General features: G+C 71.5%; 22 protein-coding genes and 1 riboswitch. Of the genes, 11 read left to right on the forward strand and 11 right to left on the reverse strand.

The features are described 5' to 3' along the window. Position 1 precedes the first annotated feature (1 nt). Both OHN19_RS37115 and bioB read right to left on the reverse strand, forming a co-directional pair. The gene (locus tag OHN19_RS37115; RefSeq protein WP_330268383.1) at positions 2-1,285 is read right to left on the reverse strand and encodes an adenosylmethionine--8-amino-7-oxononanoate transaminase; all 1,284 of its coding nucleotides are present in this window, start codon (positions 1,283-1,285) and stop codon (positions 2-4) included. Further along, the gene (gene bioB / locus OHN19_RS37120) at positions 1,278-2,504 is read right to left on the reverse strand and encodes a biotin synthase BioB (protein ID WP_330268384.1); all 1,227 of its coding nucleotides are present in this window, start codon (positions 2,502-2,504) and stop codon (positions 1,278-1,280) included. Before bioB ends, OHN19_RS37115 begins: the two co-directional genes overlap by 8 nt. A 148-nt stretch (positions 2,505-2,652) precedes the next feature. Between bioB and OHN19_RS37125 the strand changes: the two genes are divergently transcribed. Then, entirely contained in the window at positions 2,653-3,780 is a 1,128-nt protein-coding gene (locus OHN19_RS37125; protein WP_330268385.1) for an 8-amino-7-oxononanoate synthase, read from the forward strand. A 39-nt stretch (positions 3,781-3,819) separates the two neighbouring features. On the opposite strand, the gene OHN19_RS37130 is transcribed toward OHN19_RS37125, so the two are convergent. Then, positions 3,820-4,041 carry a DUF397 domain-containing protein gene (locus OHN19_RS37130; RefSeq protein ID WP_330268386.1) on the reverse strand — a complete coding sequence of 74 codons (222 nt, stop codon included), beginning with the start codon at positions 4,039-4,041 and terminating at the stop codon, positions 3,820-3,822. Positions 4,042-4,050: 9 nt separating this feature from the next. Next, positions 4,051-4,914 (reverse strand): helix-turn-helix transcriptional regulator, encoded by an 864-nt coding sequence (locus tag OHN19_RS37135; RefSeq protein WP_330268387.1) that lies wholly within the window; start codon positions 4,912-4,914, stop codon positions 4,051-4,053. 213 nt (positions 4,915-5,127) lie between these two features. Between OHN19_RS37135 and OHN19_RS37140 the strand changes: the two genes are divergently transcribed. Next, positions 5,128-5,586 carry an ATP-binding protein gene (locus tag OHN19_RS37140; protein WP_330268388.1) on the forward strand — a complete coding sequence of 153 codons (459 nt, stop codon included), beginning with the start codon at positions 5,128-5,130 and terminating at the stop codon, positions 5,584-5,586. 523 nt (positions 5,587-6,109) lie between these two features. On the opposite strand, the gene OHN19_RS37145 is transcribed toward OHN19_RS37140, so the two are convergent. The 3 genes from OHN19_RS37145 to OHN19_RS37155 all read right to left on the reverse strand — a co-directional run bounded on the left by OHN19_RS37145 (position 6,110) and on the right by OHN19_RS37155 (position 8,047). After that, entirely contained in the window at positions 6,110-6,583 is a 474-nt protein-coding gene (locus OHN19_RS37145) for a C40 family peptidase (protein ID WP_330268389.1), read from the reverse strand. Between the two features lie 3 nt (positions 6,584-6,586). Beyond that, a riboswitch (cyclic di-AMP (ydaO/yuaA leader) is annotated at positions 6,587-6,798 on the reverse strand. 300 nt (positions 6,799-7,098) lie between these two features. Then, on the reverse strand, positions 7,099-7,404 hold the full coding sequence (locus OHN19_RS37150; protein ID WP_330268390.1) for a hypothetical protein: 306 nt from the start codon (positions 7,402-7,404) through the stop codon (positions 7,099-7,101). Positions 7,405-7,411: 7 nt separating this feature from the next. Next, positions 7,412-8,047, reverse strand: coding sequence for an ATP-dependent Clp protease proteolytic subunit (locus OHN19_RS37155; protein WP_330268391.1), 636 nt, complete (start codon positions 8,045-8,047; stop codon positions 7,412-7,414). Positions 8,048-8,117: 70 nt separating this feature from the next. Here OHN19_RS37155 and OHN19_RS37160 point away from each other — a divergent pair, with 70 nt between their 5' ends. Continuing rightward, entirely contained in the window at positions 8,118-8,396 is a 279-nt protein-coding gene (locus OHN19_RS37160; RefSeq protein ID WP_330268392.1) for a type II toxin-antitoxin system Phd/YefM family antitoxin, read from the forward strand. 63 nt (positions 8,397-8,459) lie between these two features. On the opposite strand, the gene OHN19_RS37165 is transcribed toward OHN19_RS37160, so the two are convergent. Next, on the reverse strand, positions 8,460-9,446 hold the full coding sequence (locus OHN19_RS37165; protein WP_330268393.1) for an ABC transporter permease: 987 nt from the start codon (positions 9,444-9,446) through the stop codon (positions 8,460-8,462). Between the two features lie 100 nt (positions 9,447-9,546). Between OHN19_RS37165 and OHN19_RS37170 the strand changes: the two genes are divergently transcribed. From OHN19_RS37170 to OHN19_RS37205, 8 genes are all read left to right on the forward strand, one after another. Beyond that, the gene (locus OHN19_RS37170; protein WP_330268394.1) at positions 9,547-10,176 is read left to right on the forward strand and encodes a TetR/AcrR family transcriptional regulator; all 630 of its coding nucleotides are present in this window, start codon (positions 9,547-9,549) and stop codon (positions 10,174-10,176) included. Positions 10,177-10,375: 199 nt separating this feature from the next. Further along, positions 10,376-10,678 carry an urease subunit gamma gene (locus OHN19_RS37175; protein WP_123764842.1) on the forward strand — a complete coding sequence of 101 codons (303 nt, stop codon included), beginning with the start codon at positions 10,376-10,378 and terminating at the stop codon, positions 10,676-10,678. Positions 10,679-10,687: 9 nt separating this feature from the next. Beyond that, on the forward strand, positions 10,688-10,999 hold the full coding sequence (locus OHN19_RS37180; RefSeq protein WP_123759297.1) for an urease subunit beta: 312 nt from the start codon (positions 10,688-10,690) through the stop codon (positions 10,997-10,999). Next, positions 10,992-12,713, forward strand: a complete 1,722-nt coding sequence (locus OHN19_RS37185; protein WP_330268395.1) for an urease subunit alpha — start codon at positions 10,992-10,994, stop codon at positions 12,711-12,713. The genes OHN19_RS37180 and OHN19_RS37185 overlap by 8 nt, the downstream gene beginning before the upstream one ends. Before the next feature lie 13 nt (positions 12,714-12,726). Next, positions 12,727-13,401 (forward strand): urease accessory protein UreF, encoded by a 675-nt coding sequence (locus OHN19_RS37190; RefSeq protein ID WP_330268396.1) that lies wholly within the window; start codon positions 12,727-12,729, stop codon positions 13,399-13,401. Positions 13,402-13,512: 111 nt separating this feature from the next. Continuing rightward, entirely contained in the window at positions 13,513-14,190 is a 678-nt protein-coding gene (gene ureG / locus OHN19_RS37195; RefSeq protein WP_330268397.1) for an urease accessory protein UreG, read from the forward strand. After that, the gene (locus OHN19_RS37200) at positions 14,178-14,954 is read left to right on the forward strand and encodes an urease accessory protein UreD (RefSeq protein ID WP_330268398.1); all 777 of its coding nucleotides are present in this window, start codon (positions 14,178-14,180) and stop codon (positions 14,952-14,954) included. The genes ureG and OHN19_RS37200 overlap by 13 nt, the downstream gene beginning before the upstream one ends. Positions 14,955-15,083: 129 nt before the next feature. Further along, complete coding sequence (locus OHN19_RS37205) at positions 15,084-16,694, forward strand: alpha/beta hydrolase (RefSeq protein WP_330268399.1); 1,611 nt, start codon at positions 15,084-15,086, stop codon at positions 16,692-16,694. A gap of 57 nt (positions 16,695-16,751) precedes the next feature. Here OHN19_RS37205 and OHN19_RS37210 read toward each other — a convergent pair whose 3' ends face one another. The 3 genes from OHN19_RS37210 to OHN19_RS37220 all read right to left on the reverse strand — a co-directional run bounded on the left by OHN19_RS37210 (position 16,752) and on the right by OHN19_RS37220 (position 20,097). Next, positions 16,752-17,774, reverse strand: a complete 1,023-nt coding sequence (locus OHN19_RS37210; RefSeq protein WP_330269792.1) for an NAD-dependent epimerase/dehydratase family protein — start codon at positions 17,772-17,774, stop codon at positions 16,752-16,754. 75 nt (positions 17,775-17,849) lie between these two features. Continuing rightward, entirely contained in the window at positions 17,850-18,575 is a 726-nt protein-coding gene (locus tag OHN19_RS37215; RefSeq protein ID WP_123759291.1) for a lysophospholipid acyltransferase family protein, read from the reverse strand. A 292-nt stretch (positions 18,576-18,867) separates the two neighbouring features. Further along, on the reverse strand, positions 18,868-20,097 hold the full coding sequence (locus tag OHN19_RS37220; protein WP_330268400.1) for a SpoIIE family protein phosphatase: 1,230 nt from the start codon (positions 20,095-20,097) through the stop codon (positions 18,868-18,870). Positions 20,098-20,180 lie beyond the last annotated feature (83 nt).

Raw genomic sequence — 20,180 nt, forward strand, 5'->3', positions numbered from 1 at the left:
GTCATCCCTCCTTCGCCGCGGCGCACACCGCGCGCGCGATCCGTGCCACGTCCTCGTCGCCGGTGACGTACGGCGGCATCGTGTACACGAGGTCGCGGAACGGCCGCAGCCACACGCCCTCGCGTACGGCGGCCTCCGTCGCGGCCCTCATGTCGACCTCGTGGTCCAGCTGCACGACCCCGATCGCGCCGAGCACCCGTACGTCCCTCACGCCAGGGAGCTCACGCGCGGGGGCCAGCCCGTCCCGCAGCCCCGCCTCGATCCGCTTGACCTCCGCGAGCCAGTCCTGCCCGAGCAGCACCCCGATCGAGGCGCAGGCCACCGACGCGGCCAGCGGGTTGCCCATGAAGGTCGGGCCGTGCGCCAGCACCGGAACCTCGCCCCGTGAGATCCCCTCGGCCACCCGGGGCGTGCACAACGTCGCCGCCATCGTCAGGTAGCCGCCGGTCAGCGCCTTGCCCACGCACATCACGTCCGGCGTCACCGCCGCGTGCTCCGCCGCGAACAGCGCGCCCGTGCGCCCGAACCCGGTCGCGATCTCGTCGAACACCAGCAGCACGTCGTGCGCGTCGCACGCCTCGCGCAGCACCCGCAGATACGCGGGGGAGTGGAAGCGCATCCCGCCCGCGCCCTGCACCACCGGCTCCACGATCACCGCGGCCAGTTGGTCCGCGTGCCGCTCGATCGCCGTACGCAGCTGGTCGGCGTACGACTCCTCGTAATCGGCCGGGGGCGCGTCCACGAACACCTGGCGGGGCAGCACCCCGGACCACAGTTCGTGCATCCCGCCCTCGGGGTCGCACACCGACATGGGCTGCCAGGTGTCGCCGTGGTAGCCGCCGCGCCAGGTCAGCAGCCGCCGCTTGCCGGGACGGCCAAGCGAGCGCCAGTACTGGAGGCACATCTTCACCGCGACCTCGACCGACACCGACCCCGAGTCGGCCAGGAAGACATGCTCAAGACCCTCGGGAGACATGTCGACAAGGAGCTTCGCCAGCCGGACGGCGGGCTCGTGGGTGAGTCCGCCGAACATCACATGGCTCATCCGCCCGAGCTGCTCGCGCGCGGCCTCGTTCAGCACCGGGTGGTTGTAGCCGTGGATCGCCGACCACCAGGACGACATGCCGTCCACGAGGTCACCGGAGGAGGTGCGCAGCCGCACCCCGCTCGCCGACTCCACGACGAGCGGGTCGACCCGGCCGGGCATCGGACCGTACGGATGCCACACGTGCCGCCGGTCGAGCGCCAGCAGCTCCGTCACCGGCAGGCCGGGCAGATCAGGCATTGGGCGCGAGATCCGTTCCGGCGCCTCGACGGCGTACGGCCACCAGGTCGGTGCGGGGCTCGCTCACCGCCGGCGCCGAGGCGGCCGTACCGCAGACGCCCCCGCCCGCGTGCGACCCGCACCCGGCGCTCTCGGCCGCCTCCGAGCCGCAACCGCCGCCCTCGTGCGACCCGCAGCCGCCGCCTTCGTGTGAGCCGCAGCCGCCCCCGGTCGTCACCCGGTGCTCCGGCAGCGTCACCTCGCCCGCGCCCTCCACCTCGAACCCGGCGTCGGCGATCATCTCCAGGTCGGCCTTGCCGGCCTGGCCCTCCGTGGTGAGGTAGTCGCCGAGGAAGATCGAGTTGGCGAGGTGCAGGGCGAGGGGCTGCATGGTGCGCAGGTGGACCTCGCGGCCGCCGGCGATGCGGACCTCCACGTCCGGGCAGACGAACCGGACCATCGCCAGGATGCGCAGGCAACGCTGCGGGGTGAGGTTCCACTCCTTGGCCAGCGGGGTGCCCTCGACCGGGATCAGGAAGTTGACCGGCACCGAGTCGGGGTCCAGCTCGCGCAGCGAGTAGACGACGTCGACGAGGTCCTCGTCGGACTCGCCCATGCCGGCGATCAGACCCGAGCAGGCGGACAGGCCGGCCGCGTGGGCCTTGTTCACGGTGTCCACCCGGTCGGCGTAGGTGTGGGTGGTCGTGATGTCGCCGTAGGTCGACTCGGACGTGTTGAGGTTGTGGTTGTAGGCGTCCGCGCCCGCCTCGCGCAGCCGCTCGGCCTGGCCGTCGGAGAGCAGACCGAGGCAGGCGCACACCTCGACGCCCTCGTTCTGCTCCTTGATCGCCTTGATGGTGCCCGCCACCCGGTCCACGTCCCGGTCGGTCGGACCGCGCCCGGAGGCCACCAGACAGACCCGCTTGGCGCCACCGGCGAGACCGGCCGCGGCGGCCTGGGAGGCCTGCTCGGGCTTGAGCCAGGTGTACTTGAGGATGCCGGTCGACGAGCCGAGCCGCTGGGAGCAGTACGAGCAGTCCTCGGGGCACAGCCCGGACTTCAGGTTGACGAGATAGTTGAGTTTCACCCGCCGCCCGAACCAGTGCCGGCGCACCTTCCCGGCCGCGGCCACCACGTCGAGCAGCTCGTCGTCGGACGTGGCCAGTACGGCCAGCGCCTCCTCGCGGGTCGGCAGCTCGCGCCGAAGCCCCTTGTCCACCAGCGTGTTCAGCAGGTCCATGAGAGCCGATCCTGTCCTACGGACCCGCCTTCGGCCAAGGTAGGGATCGAACAACTCACCCGCTTTGACGTGTGGGTATTGCCACACCGTGGGCAGCGTTTGCTGCCGCTAGGGTCTGTCCGTTGTCTACAAAAGCACCGGAGGACCCATGGCGTTCGGCTGGATCGACGAGCAGGCGGCCGCGCGCCGGCGGGCCGGACTCGTACGGACCCTGAGGCCCCGCCCGGCCGACTCGCCGCTGCTCGATCTCGCGAGCAACGACTACCTGGGCCTGGCCCGCCACCCCGAGGTCGTGGCGGGAGCGGAGGCGGCTGTCCGGACCTGGGGCGGCGGCGCCACCGGGTCCCGGCTCGTCACCGGCACCACCGAGCTGCACACCGAACTCGAGCGCGAGCTCGCCGACTTCTGCGGCTTCGAGGCGGCGCTCGTCTTCTCCTCCGGCTACGCGGCCAACCTCGCCGCCGTCACCGCGCTCGCGCCGCACGGCTCGCTGATCGTCTCCGACGCGGGCAACCACGCCTCCCTCATCGACGGCTGCCGGCTGGCCCGCGGGACGACCCAGGTCGTCGCGCACGCCGACCCGCAGGCCGTCCGCAAGGCGCTCGGTACGCATGACGGGCCCGCGGTCGCCGTGTCCGACACCGTGTTCTCCGTCGACGGGGACGCGGCGCCGCTGGCCGGTCTCGCCGCGGCATGCCGGGAGCACGGCGCGGGCCTGGTCGTCGACGACGCCCACGGCCTGGGCGTGCTCGGGGCCGGCGGCCGCGGGGCCCCGCACGCGGCGGGGCTCGCGGGCGCCGACGACGTGGTCGTCACGGTCACGCTGTCCAAGTCGCTCGGCAGCCAGGGCGGTGCCGTGCTCGGCCCCGCACGGGTGATCGAGCACCTGGTCAACGCGGCACGGACGTTCATCTTCGACACCGGTCTGGCCCCCGCGGCGGCGGGAGCCGCCCTCGCGGCACTGCGCCTGCTCGGCCGTGAGCCCGAGCGGGCCGCACGCGCGCGTGAGGTGGCGACCGGACTGCACGCACGTCTGACCGCCGCGGGTCTGGAAGCGGTACGTCCGGACGCCGCGGTGGTCTCGGTGCGCGCGCCCTCCCCGGAGGAGGCCGTGCAGTGGGCGGCCGACTGCCGGACCGCCGGGCTCTTCGTGGGCTGTTTCCGGCCCCCGTCCGTGCCCGACGGCATCTCACGGCTCAGGCTGACCGCCCGCGCGGACCTCTCCGAGGAGCAGATCGAACGCGCTGTACGGGTGATCGGCGAGACACGACCATGAGTCGGCGTGACACGGCCGTGCGCCTGGGTGGACCGACGGTCAGAACGCGGCTGTGAAGCCCGCCCAGCTCTCGGGGGAGAAGAGCAGCGCGGGTCCGTCCGGGTCCTTGGAGTCGCGTACGGCGAGCAGCCCGGCCCAGGGCCCGGCCGACGGCCTCGCCGTCTCGACGCAGTTGTTCGCTCCGGTGCTGTAACTGCTGCGCAGCCACCGCACTTCACACAGTTCGGTACTGGAAGGAACGTGCCGAGGCAGTGCAGACATGGTGCCTCCTTACGCGCCGTCACCTAATCCGGCGATGTAATCCAACGAGTCCTCGGGCGAAAGGGCGTGGCCCTGAAGGGTGTTGAAGGCCTCGGTGTAGGCCTCCAGGTCTTCTTTCCGTTCGAGGTAGAGGCTACTCGTCAAGTGGTCGAGAACAACCACGTCCAGATCAGAAGTGCTCGAAAATGAGAAGATTACGAAAGGGCCGGTGATACCCACATGCGCCCCGGCCGTGAACGGCAGTACCTGCAGGCGCACTTGTGGCAGCCGGGCCGCCTCCAGGAGTCTGCGCAGCTGCCGCGTCATCACCTCGGGGCCGCCGACCTCCCGGCGCAGCACCGCCTCGTCCAGGACGGCGCTCAACTCCAGTGGCCGCTCGGCGCGCAGGACGTCCTGACGGGCCAGCCGCACCTCGACCAGTGCGTCGAGCCGCTCGTCGTCGAGCCCGTCCACCGCGGCCCGGGTCACCGCGCGGGCGTACTCGGGCGTCTGGAGCAGGCCGGGCACCACCGAGGTCTCCAGAGTGCGCATCGCGCTCGCCTGGGACTCCAGACTGATGAAGTCCCGGTAGGTCGGCGGGAGTACGCCACGATAGGCGTGCCACCAGTGGTGCCGGCCGCCGCCGCCCTCGTCGGAACCCGCCAATACCAGCAACAGCTCCCGCAGATCCGCGTCCGTCACGCCGAAGGCGTCGAGGAGTAACCGCACATCGGCCGGTTTCACCCCGCTGGCGCCCGTCTCGATCCGGCTCACCTTCGACTGGTGCCAGCCCACGAGCCGGGCCGCCTCACCGCTGGTGAGGCCCGCACTCGCGCGCAGCGCACGCAGTTCGGCGCCGAGCTTTCGACGGCGCACCGCGGGACCGTGCTGCATGCGCTACTCCTTACTCCTTACGAGCCGCCCAAATACGGTCTCGCGTCGCAGAGTTCACCGCTTCGAGCGACAGATATATGCATATCTTGGTGGATCGGCACCCGCCACCGCCTCGGTAATGGCACTCTGGCGAAGAACCACCAGTCCGGGACCGTACTCGAACCATCCGCACCGTGTCGGACTCCGGTCCCGTGGGAAAGGGACGACGTCGCCATGGCAGATCACCTGGAAGCATCCGTCACTCTGCCGAGCGAACCCGCCTCGGTCTCCGCGGCCCGCACCTACGTCCTGAGCACACTCGCGGAGTGGGGGCTGCCCTCGTCCACGGACACCGCCGAGACCGTCCGGCTCATCGTCTCCGAACTCGCCACCAACGCCGTACAGCACACCTTCGGGCAGTCACCCACCTTCACGGTGGACATCGAGCTGGACCGTGACGAACAGCTGCGCATCGGGGTGACCGACAGCCACCCCCGCTTCCCCAAGCGCCTTCCGGCCGCGGTCCAGCAGGACAACGGACGCGGGATGGTGATCATCCGCTGGCTCACCGCGGAGTGCGGCGGAAAGCTCAGAGTCAGGCCCACGCGGGAGGGCGGCAAGACCGTCTCCATCGAACTCCCGTGGACGGTACCGGCCCAGCCGGTCCCGGCGGCGGGCCAGCAGGAGCCGTAGGACCCACGACGGGGACCGAGCGCGACGCCCGGGGCCCGGCAGGAGGCATCGGAAGGCGTCCGTGGCGGCCGCCGCCTCCCGGCCCGATGAACGACCGAGTCCTTACGACGAACTGGCGGACTCAGGGCGCACGGAGGCGCAGCTGCTCGCCTTCACACGGCGCTGGGCCTCGTGGCCGGACTACTGCTGCACACCGCGCTCGCGGTGGCCGGGGCGCGGAGGTGCTCACGGCCTTTCAGGGGCTGTTCCGGGCGCTGTGTGTTGTACCTGGGGCGCGCAGGCCGGCGGCGTTGTGGAGACGTGTCCGGGGGCCGTCGTCGGCGTCGGCCTAATCGCGCGCCTGCTGCGGCGGGGGTTCGTCATCAATGCGCTCAACCCCAAAGCCGCGCTGATCGTGGTCGTACTTCGTGGACCGGCGGCACCGGGGGCGCGCTCACGGTTCTCGGTGTGCTGCCGCCGGCCCGGCCTCCGGGAGACCCGAGGGGCCGGCGGCAGGTCAGGTTGCCGTCGGCCCCTCGGGGCGTCACTTGACCCGGCCGTACCAGACGCTCTTCGTCCAGATCTTCTGCAGTCGCACCACGTCCCCGGTCTTGGGGGCGTGCCAGATCTTTCCCTTCCCGGCGTAGATGCCGACGTGGTAGACGTTCGAGCCCGAGTGGAAGAACACCAGGTCACCGGCCTTGCGGCTGCCGGCGCCGATGTGGCGGGTCTTGTTGTACTGCTGGGCCGCCGTGCGCGGGAGCTTCTTGCCCGCCTTCTTGAACGAGTACAGCGTGAGCCCTGAGCAGTCGAAGCGGCGTGGCCCCGTGGCGCCGTACTTGTACGGCGATCCCTTCTTGGACGCCGCGACCTGGAGCGCCTTCGTCGCCGGCGTCGCGGCGGCGGCGTCGGCTGCGACGCCCGGAACCACGACGGAGCCGCCCACAGCGGCCATGGCGAACGCCGAGACCGTACCGGCCCGGACCATCAGCGACGGGACACGATTGAGCGCAGTCATGCGCAACCCTTCGTCAGCCGCCTGTGAAGGATGACCTGTCGGATTCGGGCTGGCGAAGTTGCCCGGCCGCTGACGCGGCTTCACCCCAAGGGCTGCTCGGCCCGGTCATGGCGTGACCGTCCCGGCGACCCGTCGTGCTTGGGTCCTCCACTCCTGCCGATCCACTTCTGTCGACCGGTCATCCAGGCGGCGGCAGGACTCGGCGTCCGCCCGGATCGCCCCGCCGCTGCGGCGGGGTCTTGTCGTCAGACAGGGATCTTGGCGCACGGAAGTGCGAAAAACCCAACGGAACCGTGGATTTGTGTTGTTACTCACCACTCACCCGTTTGGGTGAACACCCCTTCGAACGCAGGGGTGTCGAGGGCCCGAGGAGCCTCCGACCAGCACAGAAACTCCTCATTCCGCTCTCGTGTCACACGCGTTGCGCAACCCTGACGGTCGCGAAAAAGGAGCCGCGCCTCCTCCAATAGGGGGTACGTCGTTCGGCCCGTTTCGGCTCAGCCGCGGACGCCTCGTCAACTGTCGTCGGCGGGCGGCACGGTGACCCGGGCCGTGCGCCGCTCCCCGTCCAGCACCCGCAGGGCCCGGGCCAGCGTCGCGGTGTGCAGCTCGCGCTCACCCCGGGCGTGCATCACGACCAGGGCGTCACGCAGCTCGGCCGCCCTGCTCACCAGCGCCTGCGCCGCGCGCAGTCCGCCGTAGGTGTCCTCGTGCCGCGCCGGGTTGATCCGGCCCAGCAGGTCGACGACGTCGAGATAACGGTCGATCAGCTCGCCCTCGGCACGCGTGAGCGCGGGCAGCGGTGGCAGGTCCGGGATCATCTACGGCTCACCTCGCGCCCGGCGTGGTGCGCGAGGACTTGCGGCTCGGGACGATCGCGTCCGCGAGGCCGTAGTCCAGGGCGCCCTGCGCGTCGAGGATCCTGTCCCGCTCGATGTCCGCGCTCACCTGCTCGGGGTCGCGCCCGGTGTGCCGCACCAGCAGCTCCTCCAGGCGGGCCCGGACCCGGATCAACTCGTCGGCCTGGATGGCCAGATCGCTGGCCTGTCCCTGCACCGGCTCGGTCAGGGCGGGCTGGTGGATCACGACCCGGGCGCCCGGGAGCACGGAGCGCTTGCCCGGCGTGCCGGCCGCCAGCAGCACCGCCGCGGAGGAGCCGGCCTGGCCGAGGCAGGTCGTCGCCACGTCGCAACTGACGTACTGCATGGTGTCGTAGATCGCCGACATCGCGCTGAACGAGCCGCCGGGGGAGTTGATGTACAGCGAGATGTCCCGGTCCGGGGCCTGGTACTCGAGGTACATGAACTGCGCCATCAGATCGTTCGCCGAGATGTCGTCGACCGGCGTCCCGAGGAAGGCGATCCGCTCCTCCAGCAGCTTCGAGTACGGATCCGTCGTCGTGTGCCCGGAGCTCGTGCGCTCATGGAGCTCGGGCAACACGTGACGGGCGGTCGGTCGGGTCATGGCGTACCCCTCCTCGCGGCAGGCTGTCCGTAAAAAATGTACAGGACGTACGTGACGTTATGATGGGGGTATGGCCTACGAGATTCCGGTGACGCAAGCCAGGGCTGAGCTCGCCGACCTGATCAACCGGGTGGTGTACGGCGGTGAGCGCGTCGTTGTGACACGGCACGGAAAGCCGCTGGTCGCCCTGGTCTCCGCCGCCGACCTCGAACGGCTGGAGGAACTCCAGGAACCCGTCGAGGACCAGGTGGTCAGCGCGGTCTCCACCGTGCGGGAGGTCGCTTCCGCTCCTCGCGAACACCAGCGGTTCGGCATCGCGGCCCATCACCGGGGGACCGGGCCGTCGTAGGGAAGCGTCGCGGGCACGCGTGAACCCCGGCCGCGGGGCCGGGGTTCGGTGGTGGCGGTCCGGTCAGCCGACCGGAGTGAGGGCGGGCTCCGCGGACGCGGGCGCGGTGGTCTTCGGCCGCTTCTTCAGCGCGTCCCCCAGGACGACGGCACCCAGACCGAGCGCCGCCCACCAGGTGAGGGTCAGCGCGGGCCCGGTCGCCGCCGCGCCGTCGAAGAACGACACCGAGCGCAGCAGGGTCGCGCTCGCGCCCGGCGGCAGCCACTGACCGATCGCGCCGACCGGGTCCGGCAGCAGCTGCGGGGCCGTGGCCGCCCCCGAGAACGGGTTGCCGAGGAACATCACCAGGAACGCGACGGCACCGATCCCCGCCGGGCCCACCAGAGCCGCGAGTCCCGCGACCGCCGCGCTCACCGCCAGCGTCGCCAGCCCCAGCGTGCCGGCCTCCGCCCACCAGTTGCCGGTGAGGGCGCCGAGCCAGCTGTGCGCCAGCGCGGCCGCGATGACGCCCACCAGCGCCGCGCTGACGACCAGTGCGGTCACCGCGCGCAGCCCTCGCAGTCCGAGCAGGGTCACGACCGCGCCCGCGACGATGCCGGCCAGCGCCAGCGGCAGTACCGACGAGCTCAGCGCCGCGCCCCTCGGGTCGGACGCGGGAGTGGCGACCACGTCCACGGTCCTCACCTCCGCGCCGCTCGCGGCGGCCTGCTGGGCCACCGCCTGCTGGAGGAGCTGGGCCACGACCGGGCTCGCGGCCGACGCGGTGAGCAGCTCGGGGCCCTGCGGGGTGACGACGACCGCGCCGAACACGTCCCGGTCCTCGATGGCGGACCGGGCGGCGGCCTCGTCGGCGTAGCGGTGGAGCTCGAAGGCGCCCTCGTGTCGCTGGAGCTCCTTCTCCACCTGGGCGGTCGCGGCGGCCGGCCCCGCCACGCCCAGGGGCAGGTCACGGGGTGCGGTGCGGGCGGCGGGCCAGGCGAAGGCCCATAGCGCCAGGGCGGCGAGGAGCGGCACGAGGACGACGACCGCGAGCAGGCGGCGGGTGGACATGGGGACTCCAAAAAGAAGGATCGTTCGTTTTAAGTTCGTCACCACCGTCCCGCCGTCGCCGTCGCTTGTCAAGAAGGAATGTTCGTTTTACTTTGTGGGCATGGCCCGCGTATCCCAGGCACACCTCGACGCCCGCCGCCGTCAGATCCTCGACGGCGCCGCGCTCTGTTTCGCCCGCAACGGCTTCCACGCCACGTCCATGCAGGACGTCCTCAAGGAGGTGGACCTCTCGGCGGGGGCCGTCTACCGCTACTTCAGCGGCAAGGAGGAGCTGATCGCCGCCATCGTCGGCGAGGTGCTCGGTCAGGTCCGCGACGGCTTCGAGGAGGCGGCCCGCGCCACCCCGCCCCCCTCGCCGGACGTCCTGGTCGCGTCGGTGCTCGGCCGCATCCTCGCCGCCAAGGAGTCCCTGACGGTGGACGGCCGGCCCGCCTTCCCCGGCCTGGTCGTCCAGGTGTGGGCGGAGACGCTCCGCAACGAAGAGCTCTCGACCGTCCTGCGGGAGGGCTACGGCGCCGTGCGCGGGGCCTGGGCGCGGATCGTCGGGGAGTACCAGGACGCCGGGATGATGCGCTCGGACGTCCCCCCTGAGTACGTGGCCCGCACCATGATGGCCGCCGCGATGGGCTTCCTCGCGCAGCAGGCGCTGTTCGGGCCGACGTCCGCCGACGAGCTGGCGGCGGGTCTACGGGCGTTGATGAGCATGGGGGGCGACGCCGGCACGCGCTGACGAGCATGTGGGAGGCGACGCCGACACGCGCCGAGGAGCATGCGGGGGGCTGTGCCGACACGCGCTGATGGATCACAGCTCGGTTAACTTGCCTGAAACCGGATCCAACTAGCCTGCGGTCCACGCCACCAGGGACTTTGCCCCGGGGCTGAGGCAACCGGACCCCGCACGGTCCGGAGCGAGGACTGTGAGGTGGGACGTGCAACTGACCCCGCACGAGCAAGAGAGGCTGCTGATCCATGTGGCGGCCGACGTCGCCGAGAAGCGCCGGGCCCGGGGGCTGAGGCTCAACCACCCCGAGGCGGTCGCGCTCATCACCTCGCACATCCTCGAAGGCGCCCGTGACGGCCGTACCGTCGCCGAACTCATGGCCTCCGGGCGGACGTTGCTGACCCGCGACGACGTCATGGAGGGCATCCCCGAGATGATCCACGACGTGCAGGTCGAGGCCACCTTCCCGGACGGCACCAAGCTCGTCACCGTCCACGACCCGATCGTCTGAGGGGCCCCGATGATCCCCGGAGAGATCCTCTTCGCCGACGGCCCGATTGCCTACAACGAGGGCCGTGAGGTCACCCGTCTGACCGTCCTCAACGCCGCCGACCGGCCCGTCCAGGTCGGCTCCCACTACCACTTCGCCGAGACCAACCCCGGCCTGGAGTTCGACCGCGCCGCGGCGCGCGGCAAGCGCCTGAACATCGCTGCCGGCACCGCCGTGCGCTTCGAGCCCGGCATCCCGGTCGACGTGGAACTCGTCCCGCTCGCCGGCGCCCGTGTGGTGCCGGGACTGCGCGGGGAGACCGGAGGTGCCCTCGATGCCTGAGATCTCTCGTGCCGCCTACGCCGACCTGTTCGGCCCCACCACCGGCGACCGCATCCGGCTCGCCGACACCGACCTGCTGATCGAGGTCGAGGAGGATCGTTCCGGCGGTCCCGGACTCGCCGGTGACGAGGCCGTGTTCGGCGGCGGAAAGGTCATCCGCGAGTCGATGGGCCAGTCGCGGGCCACCCGCGCGGAGGGCACCCCGGACACCGTCATCACGGGCGCGGTCGTCGTCGACCACTGGGGTGTCGTCAAGGCCGACATCGGCATCCGCGACGGCCGTATCACCGGCATCGGCAAGGCGGGCAACCCCGACACCATGGACGGGGTCCACCCGGACCTGGTGATCGGCCCCGAGACCGAGGTCATCGCGGGCAACGGCAGGATCCTGACCGCCGGCGCCATCGACGCGCACGTCCACTTCATCTGCCCGCAGATCGCCGACGAGGCGCTGTCCGCGGGCGTGACCACCCTGGTCGGCGGCGGCACCGGCCCCGCCGAGGGCTCCAAGGCCACCACCGTCACCCCCGGCCCCTGGCACCTCGCCCGGATGCTGGAGGCGATGGAGCAGTACCCGCTCAACATCGGCTTCCTCGGCAAGGGCAACACCGTCTCGCACGAGGCGATGCTGTCGCAGATCCGCGGCGGCGCCCTCGGCCTGAAGCTGCACGAGGACTGGGGCTCGACCCCGGCCGTCATCGACGCCTCGCTGACCGTCGCCGACCGCACCGGCATCCAGGTCGCCATCCACACCGACACCCTCAACGAGGCCGGGTTCGTGGGCGACACGCTCGCCGCGATCGGCGGCCGCGGCATCCACGCCTACCACACCGAGGGTGCGGGCGGCGGACACGCGCCGGACATCATGACCGTGGTCTCCCAGCCGCACGTGCTGCCCAGCTCCACCAACCCGACCCGGCCCTTCACCGTCAACACCGCCGAGGAACACCTCGACATGCTGATGGTCTGCCACCACCTCAACGCGGCGGTCCCGGAGGACCTCGCCTTCGCCGAGTCCCGCATCCGCCCGACGACCATCGGCGCCGAGGACATCCTGCACGACCTGGGCGCGATCTCGATCATCTCCTCCGACGCCCAGGCCATGGGCCGCGTCGGCGAGGTCGTCATGCGGACCTGGCAGACCGCGCACGTCATGAAGCGCCGCCGGGGCGCTCTGCCGGGCGACGGCCGGGCGGACAACCATCGCGTACGGCGCTATGTCGCCAAGTACACGATCAACCCCGCCGTCGCGCAGGGCCTCGCGCACGAGATCGGGTCGGTCGAGACGGGGAAGCTGGCCGATCTGGTCCTGTGGGAGCCGGCGTTCTTCGGCGTCAAGCCCCATCTGGTGATCAAGGGCGGCCAGATCGCCTACGCGCAGATGGGCGACGCCAACGCGTCCATCCCGACCCCGCAGCCGATCCTGCCCCGGCCGATGTACGGGGCGATCGGCCGGGCGCCCGCCTCGAACTCCTTCAACTTCGTGGCACCGCTCGCCCTCGAGGACGGGCTGCCGGAGCGGCTCCAGCTCGGCAAGCGGTTCGTGGCGATCGAGTCGACGCGCGGGGTCACCAAGGCCGACATGCGCGAGAACGACGCCCGCCCCGATGTCCGGGTCGACCCCGACAGCTTCGCCGTGCACATCGACGGCGAACTCGTCGAGGCCACCCCGGCGGCCGAACTGCCCATGGCCCAGCGTTACTTCCTCTTCTGATGGCGGGGTTGTGATGTCACGGGCCGCCCTTCTGGTCCTGGCCGACGGCCGCTTTCCCGCCGGGGGGCACGCGCACTCCGGCGGGGCGGAGGAGGCGGTCAAGGCGGGACGGATCACGGACGCGGAGAGCCTGGAGTCCTTCTGCCGGGGGCGGCTGCACTCGGCGGGACTGGTGTCGGCGGCACTGGCCGCGGCGGCCGTACTCGGCGTGAGCCCAGGGGAGTTGGACGCGGCAGCGGACGCCCGCACGCCGTCTCCCGCGCTGCGGGCGGCCGCCCGCAAGCTGGGCCGCCAGCTGATGCGGGCGGCCCGCGCGACCTGGCCGTCGCCCGAACTCGACGCACTGGCAAGGGACTTCCCCAAGGGCGCCCACCAGCCGGTGGTGCTGGGCCTGGCCGCCCGCGCTGCCGGCCTCGCCCCCCTGGACGCCGCGTACTGCGCGACGTACGAGAGCGTGAGCGGCCCGGCCTCAGCGACGGTCAGGCTCCTGAGCCTGGACCCCTTCGACGCGACGGCCGTACTGGCAAGGCTGGCGCCGGAGTTGGACGGCGTGGCGGACCGAGCGGTGGAAGCCGCGCGTAGCGCCGTCGACCAGGGATCCGACGCGTTGCCCGCGGCCTCGGCACCGTTGCTGGAAATCGGAGCAGAGCTGCATGCGGCCTGGCCAGTACGCCTGTTCGCCTCTTAGGAGGGGTCTGAGCGAACCCACCTGCATTTAGGGGCGCGGGGAACTGCGCGACCAGCCCCCACGAACCCGCACCCGGCCACGAACCTTCGAAACCCCCTACAGGAGCCGCACATGCACCTCGATCACTCCCACGACGGCCCCGCAGCCCTGAGCGCCGACGCCCACCGCACAGACGGCACCCGCAGAGCCCTCCGCATCGGCCTCGGCGGCCCCGTCGGCTCCGGCAAGACCGCCACCGTCGCCGCCCTCTGCCGAGCCCTGCGAGACGACCTCTCCCTCGCCGTCGTCACCAACGACATCTACACCCGCGAGGACGCCGAGTTCCTCCTCCGAGAAGCCGTCCTGCCTCCCGAGCGCATCACCGCCGTCGAGACCGGCGCCTGCCCCCACACCGCCATCCGCGACGACATCTCCGCCAACCTGGAAGCCGTCGAGGACCTGGAGGACGAGGTCGGCCCCCTGGACCTGATCCTCGTCGAGAGCGGCGGCGACAACCTCACCGCCACCTTCTCCAAGGGCCTGGTCGACGCCCAGATCTTCGTCATCGACGTGGCCGGCGGGGACGACATCCCGAGGAAGGGCGGCCCCGGCGTCACCACCGCCGACCTGCTCATCGTCAACAAGACCGACCTGGCCCCGTACGTCGGCTCCGACCTCGCGCGGATGGCCGCCGACGCCAAGGCCCAGCGCGCCGAACTCCCGGTCGTCTTCCAGTCGTTGCGCAGCGAGGCCGGCGTCAAGGACGTCGCCGACTGGGTGCGGTCGCAGCTCGCCGCGTGGACCGCGTGACCACGGCCGTGACGGGGGTGCGGGCCGCCGCGCGGCTGGTCGCCCGGGACGACGGGCGCGGCGGCACCGCCCTGCCCGTACTGGAGAGCGACGGACCGCTCGCCCTGCGGCGCACCCGGGCCAGCGGTGCCGAAGCCCGGGTCGTGCTGGTCGGCGCGATGAGCGGCCCACTCGGCGGCGACCACTTCAGCGTGGCGGCCGAGGTCCAGGAGGGCGCCCGGCTGCACGTCGGCTCGGCCGCCGCCACCATCGCGCTGCCGGGACAGACCAAGGGCGAGGCGCACTACGACGTACGGCTCGCCGTCGCCGACGGCGCCGAACTGCACTGGCTGCCCGAGCAGTTGATCTCCGCGGGCGGCAGCGACCTGTACGTCACCACGCGGATCGACCTAGCGGGGACCGGTCGGCTGGTGCTGCGCGAGGAGCAGGTCCTCGGACGGGTGGGGGAGGAACCCGGGCGGCTGTGCAGCCGTCTCGTCCTGCGCGTCGCCGGGCGGACCGTGCTGGACCAGGAACTCACCTGCGGCCCGGGCGCTCCGGGCGGCTGGGACGGACCCGCGGTGCTCGCGGGACACCGAGCCGTCGGCCAACTCCTGGTCGCCCGGCCGGAGTTCGCCACGCACCCGGTGCAGTCGCGCAGGCTCGCCGACCATGCTGTGCTCGTCCCGCTCGCCGGACCCGCCGCACTCGTGACCGCCGTCGCCCCGGACGCCCTGCGGCTGCGCCGGGTGCTGGACCAGGCGCTGGCCGCCCTGAGCGGCTAGTCCGCCCAGCGAACCACCCCATCCGTTTATCGGATTGGCAAAGAAGAGCCGCACCCCCCTGTTCACAGGGTCTCCATAGCTAGGAGGATCTCCGTACGATTCGAAACGACGTACGGGGAGGGATCCCTCTTGAGGGAGACGAGACCGAAGTGGCGGACCACCGCACTCGGTTCGGCCGGGATGCTCATCACGGCCACACTCATATCCGGTGCCGTCGCGGCACCCGCGTCCGGCGCCAACACGCACGACAGCGGCCGGCACGGCCAGGACCGTGAGGCCGTCGGCGCGCAGATCGCCGCCGCCCGCGCCGCGAAGGCCGGTATCGACTGGGCGGACTGCCCGGCCGACTGGGGGATCGCGAAGCCGGTCCAGTGCGGCTGGGTCAGCGTGCCGCTGGACTACGCCAAGCCCAACGGCAAGCAGATCAAGATCGCCGTCGACCGCATCGGCAACACCGGCACCCAGGCGGAGCGCCAGGGCGCCCTCGTCTACAACCCGGGCGGACCCGGCGGCTCGGGCATGCGCTTCCCGCTCCGTGTCGTCAACAAGAACCCGATCTGGGCCAACGCGGCCAAGGCGTACGACTTCGTGGGCTTCGACCCGCGCGGCGTCGGCCACTCCGCGCCCATCTCCTGCATGGACCCGCAGGAGTTCGTGAAGGCGCCCAAGGCCGACCCGGTCCCGGACTCCGAGGCCGACAAGCTGGCCCAGCGCAAGCTGGCCCGTGAGTACGCCGACGGCTGCGCCGAGCGCACCGGCAAGGCGGTGCTCCAGCAGATGACGACGCCCAACACCGTGCGTGACCTGGACGTCATCCGCGCCGCGCTCGGCGAGAAGAAGCTCAACTACCTGGGCGTCTCCTACGGCACCTACATCGGCGCCGTCTACGGCACGATGTACCCGAACCACGTGCGCCGCATGGTCGTCGACAGCGTCGTCAACCCCTCCCGGCAGAAGATCTGGTACGAGGCCAACCTCGACCAGGACATCGCCTTCGAGGGCCGCTGGAAGGACTGGGAGGACTGGGTCGCCGCCAACGACGCCGCCTTCCACCTCGGCACCACCCGCGCCGCCGTCCAGGCGAAGTGGCTCGAACTGCGCGCCACCGCCAAGAAGAACCCCATCGGCGGGGTCGTCGGCCCGGCCGAGCTCATCGGCTTCTTCCAGAGCGCCCCGTACTACGACTCCTCGTGGGTGCCGGTCGCGACGGTGTTCAGCAAGTACTTCGCCGGCGACACCCAGGCCCTGGTCGACGCGGCCGCCCCGGACCTCTCGGACACCGCGGGCAACATCTCCTCGGAGAACGGCAACGCCGTCTACACCGCCGTCGAGTGCACCGACGCCAAGTGGCCCACCAGCTGGAAGAAGTGGGACCGCGACAACACCGCGCTCAACAAGAACTACCCGTTCATGACCTGGGCCAACGCCTGGCTGAACCTGCCCTGCGCGACCTGGCCGGTCAAGCAGCAGACCCCGGTCCAGGTGCACACCGGCAAGGGCCTGCCCGGCGTGCTGATCGTGCAGTCCGAGCGTGACGCGGCCACCCCGTACGAGGGCGGCGTCGAACTGCACCAGCGCTTCAAGGGCTCCCGCCTGATCACCGAGAAGGACGCGGGCTCCCACGGCGTGACAAGCCTGGTCAACCCCTGCATCAACACGCGGGTGGACACCTACCTGCTCACCGGCAAGCTGGACAAGACCGACGTGACCTGCGCCCCGCACGCCACGCCGAAGCCGTAAGCCTCCGGCGGCAGGACGAAGAAGGAGGGGCGGCCCGAGCCACGGGCCGCCCCTTCCTCATGCGCCGAGCGAGTCGAGGTACGCGTCCTCCGCCGCGTAGTCGAAGAGGTCGCCGTAGGTCTGGAACATCTTCGGGTACGCCTCCCGCCAGTCCCGTCCCGCGAGCCGCTCCTCGATCCAGGCGACGGTCTCCGGCAGCCGGTCCGCGTACCGCACCACCGCGCGGTAGCCCAACTCCCGTTCGGCGGCGGACATGTCGCACACGACCGGTACCGGCACCGACCACGGGGTGTCGCCCACGGTCGGCGACGGCGGCGGGCCGTCCAGCAGGACCGTCCCGGTCTCGACGCCCATGACTGCGTCGATCGCGGCGGCGATCTCCGCCACCGTCGGGGCGTCCGGGTCCACGGCGTTGAGCGCCCGGCTGCCGGGCCGCGCGGCCGCGAGCCGGATCAGCTCGGCGATGTTGTGGACGCTCGCCGGGTGGAAGCGGCTCCGCCCGCCGAAGGGGAGGACGCGCCGGGGCCGGCCGTCCAGGTTGCGCTTGACGAAGTAGAGCTCGCGCGGTGTCTGGCAGTACGGCCCGTGGATCGCACCCGCCCGCAGCAGCGTGGTCGGCAACTGCTCACCCACCGCGAGGAGTTCACGTTCGAGGGCCGCCTTGCGGGTGCTGTACGACGTCTCGCCCGGCGTGACGGTCCGCTGGCCCTCGGTCAGGGGCACCGGGTACTCCGGGAAGCCGTCCGGCTCGCCCTGGGTGTCGAAGTTGCGGCCCTTGTCGTCCTCGTAGACCGAGATGCTGGAGACCACCACGGCCGAGCCCACCCGGTCGGACAACGCCGTCAACTGCCGGGCGTGCTCCGGCCCGTAGGCGACCATGTCCACGAGGACGTCACAACCGTCGCCCACCGCGGCGGCCAGCGCGGCGTCGTCGGAGCGGTCGGCCCGCGCGGTGCGCACCTCCGCGGGCCAGCCCTCGTCCCGTCCGCCGCCCCGGGAGACGGCCGTCACGTCCCAGCCGTCCCCGGCCAGGGCGGTCACGGCCGCCCGCCCGATCTGTCCCGTCGCTCCGATCACCACAGCACGTCGTGTCATGCGGTGACCGTACGGCGGTCAACTGCCGTTTCTCCAGGGGGTTCTGCCGACGGCAGAGCCTCAGCTCAGCGGCATCCGGGGGAACTTGCGCTCCTTCTCCGAGCGCGCGGCGGCCTCCTCGGCCTTGACCACGGCCGCGTACTGGTCGACGTACTCCTGGTCGGACAGCTTCAGGATGGCGTACATGATCTCGTCGGTGATGGCCCGCAGGATCGCCTTCTCGTTCTCCATGCCGGCGTAGCGGGAGAAGTCGAGGGGCTTGCCGAAGCGGATCACCACGGGGTGGATGTTGGGGATGACCTTGCCGGGGGGCTGGGCCTCGAAGGTGCCGATCATCGCGCAGGGGATGACCGGGACCTGCGCCTTGAGGGCCATGACCGCGACGCCGACCTTGCCCTTGTAGAGGCGGCCGTCGTGGGAGCGGGTGCCCTCCGGGTAGATGCCGAGGAGCTCGTCCTTGCGGAGCACGCCGAGGCCCTCGCGGATGGCGGCCTGACCGGCCTCCTTGCCGGAGCGGTCGACCGGGATCTGCCCGGCGCTGCGGAAGAAGAAGGCGGTGAGCCGGCCCTTGATGCCGGGGCCGGTGAAGTACTCGGCCTTGGCGAGGAAGGTGATGCGGCGCTTGAGGACGGCCGGCATCAGGAAGTGGTCCGAGAAGGACAGGTGGTTACCGGCGACGATGGCCGCGCCGGAGTCCGGGATGTGTTCCAGGCCCTCTATTCGGGGCCGGAAGACCAGTCTCAGCAACGGCCCCAACAGCACGTATTTGAGCAGGTAGTAGAACAAGAGGGGGCGCTCCTCGGTCGGGCGGACGGCTCAACTCCGCGTTCTGGCTGGTCAACCGGCGTGAGATGGGGCTGTCAGTGTAGGCGCAGCCGACGAAGCCCGAAACAGCCCCGACCGCCGATCCAGCTTGGCTCCGCCGCGCGGACCACGGCAACTCGAAGAGACGCAGTGGCGGGGAACCGGGGGGAGGACGGCCGGGGAGTCACTCTTGCGTCCATCTGTGACGCCGGTTGCTTGGGGGGCATGGGCGGGTGCCGGTGCGGGTTGCTTGGGGGTTTGGACGGGCGCCTTCTCACAACCGCACAATCACCAGCGCCGTGTCATCCGTAGCCCCGCCCGGGGGCAAAAGTTCCGCGAGGACCGCGTCGGCCAGGGTTTCCGGGTCGGCTCGGCGGTGGCGGGTGAGGGAGTCGGCGAGGCGGGTGAGGCCGGTGTCCACGTCCTCGTGGCGGCGTTCGACGAGGCCGTCGGTGTAGAGGGCGAGCGTCGCGCCCGCCCGGAACGTGGTGGTCGCCTGTGGGCGGGGGACCGGATCGGGGCGGGCGTCCAGCGGCGGGTCGGTGGCCTTGTCCAGGCACTCCACGCGGCCGTCGGCGTGCACCAGCATCGGCGGCGGGTGCCCGGCACTGCTGTAGGTGATCGTGCCGTGGTCGAAGTCGATGAAGGTGGTGACCGCGGTCGCCGACTCGGCGCCGTCGATCACATGGGCGTACCGGCCCAGCACGTCCAGCGCCTGCGCCGGCCCCGCGGACACCCGGGAGGCCGCGCTCAGCGCACTGCGCAGCTGGCCCATGACACAGGCCGCCCCCAGCCCGTGGCCCACCACGTCACCCACGGAGACCCCGACACCGCGGCCGTCGACCAGATCGACCAGGTCGTACCAGTCCCCGCAGACGTTGAGCGCGCCGATCGCGGGCCGGTAGCGGACGGCGGCCCGGTCGTGCAGTGACTGCCGGCTGACCGGCAGCATCGCCTCCTGGAGGGCCAGCGCGACCTCCCGCTCGCGTGCGTGCGCCTGCCGCAGCCGGTCGTTGAGCTCCTGGAGCTCACGGGCCCGGGTGTACAGCTCGGCCTCCAGGACCCGGGCCCGGCTGCCGCGCGGACCACCGCGGGCCCGCATCAGCTCGGTGACCTCCTCCACCCGGTGCACCAGCAGCGAGACCTTGCCGTCCGGGCCGAACACCGGGGCGTTGACCGGACTCCAGTAGCGCACCTCCCACTCGCCGGGCTGCTCGGGGTCCTCCACGTCGTACCGCTGGAGCGCCATCGCGTCGCGCTCGCCGGTGTCCAGGACCCGCCGCAGCGAGGCGGCCAGATTGCGCATGCCGGTGGCCGCCGGGTCGTTCGGGTTGTCCGGGAACACGTCGAAGAGATAGCGGCCCACGACATCCTCGCGCCGCCGCCCCGCCACATGCAGGAACTCCTCGTTGACGTCCGTGCACACCAGCTCGGGCGTCAGCAGCGCGACCATGCCGGGCAGCGCCTGGAACACCGCCGCGTAGTCGATGGATCTGTCGCTCATTGCAGCCGCCTCGCGCCGGGATCACCCATTTTCCCACGGTATGAGAGGTTGTAGGGGTGAATCGAGCGCACGGATCCCCGGAA

The organism is Streptomyces griseorubiginosus (assembly GCF_036345115.1).
Classification (GTDB): Bacteria; Actinomycetota; Actinomycetes; order Streptomycetales; family Streptomycetaceae; genus Streptomyces; species Streptomyces griseorubiginosus_C.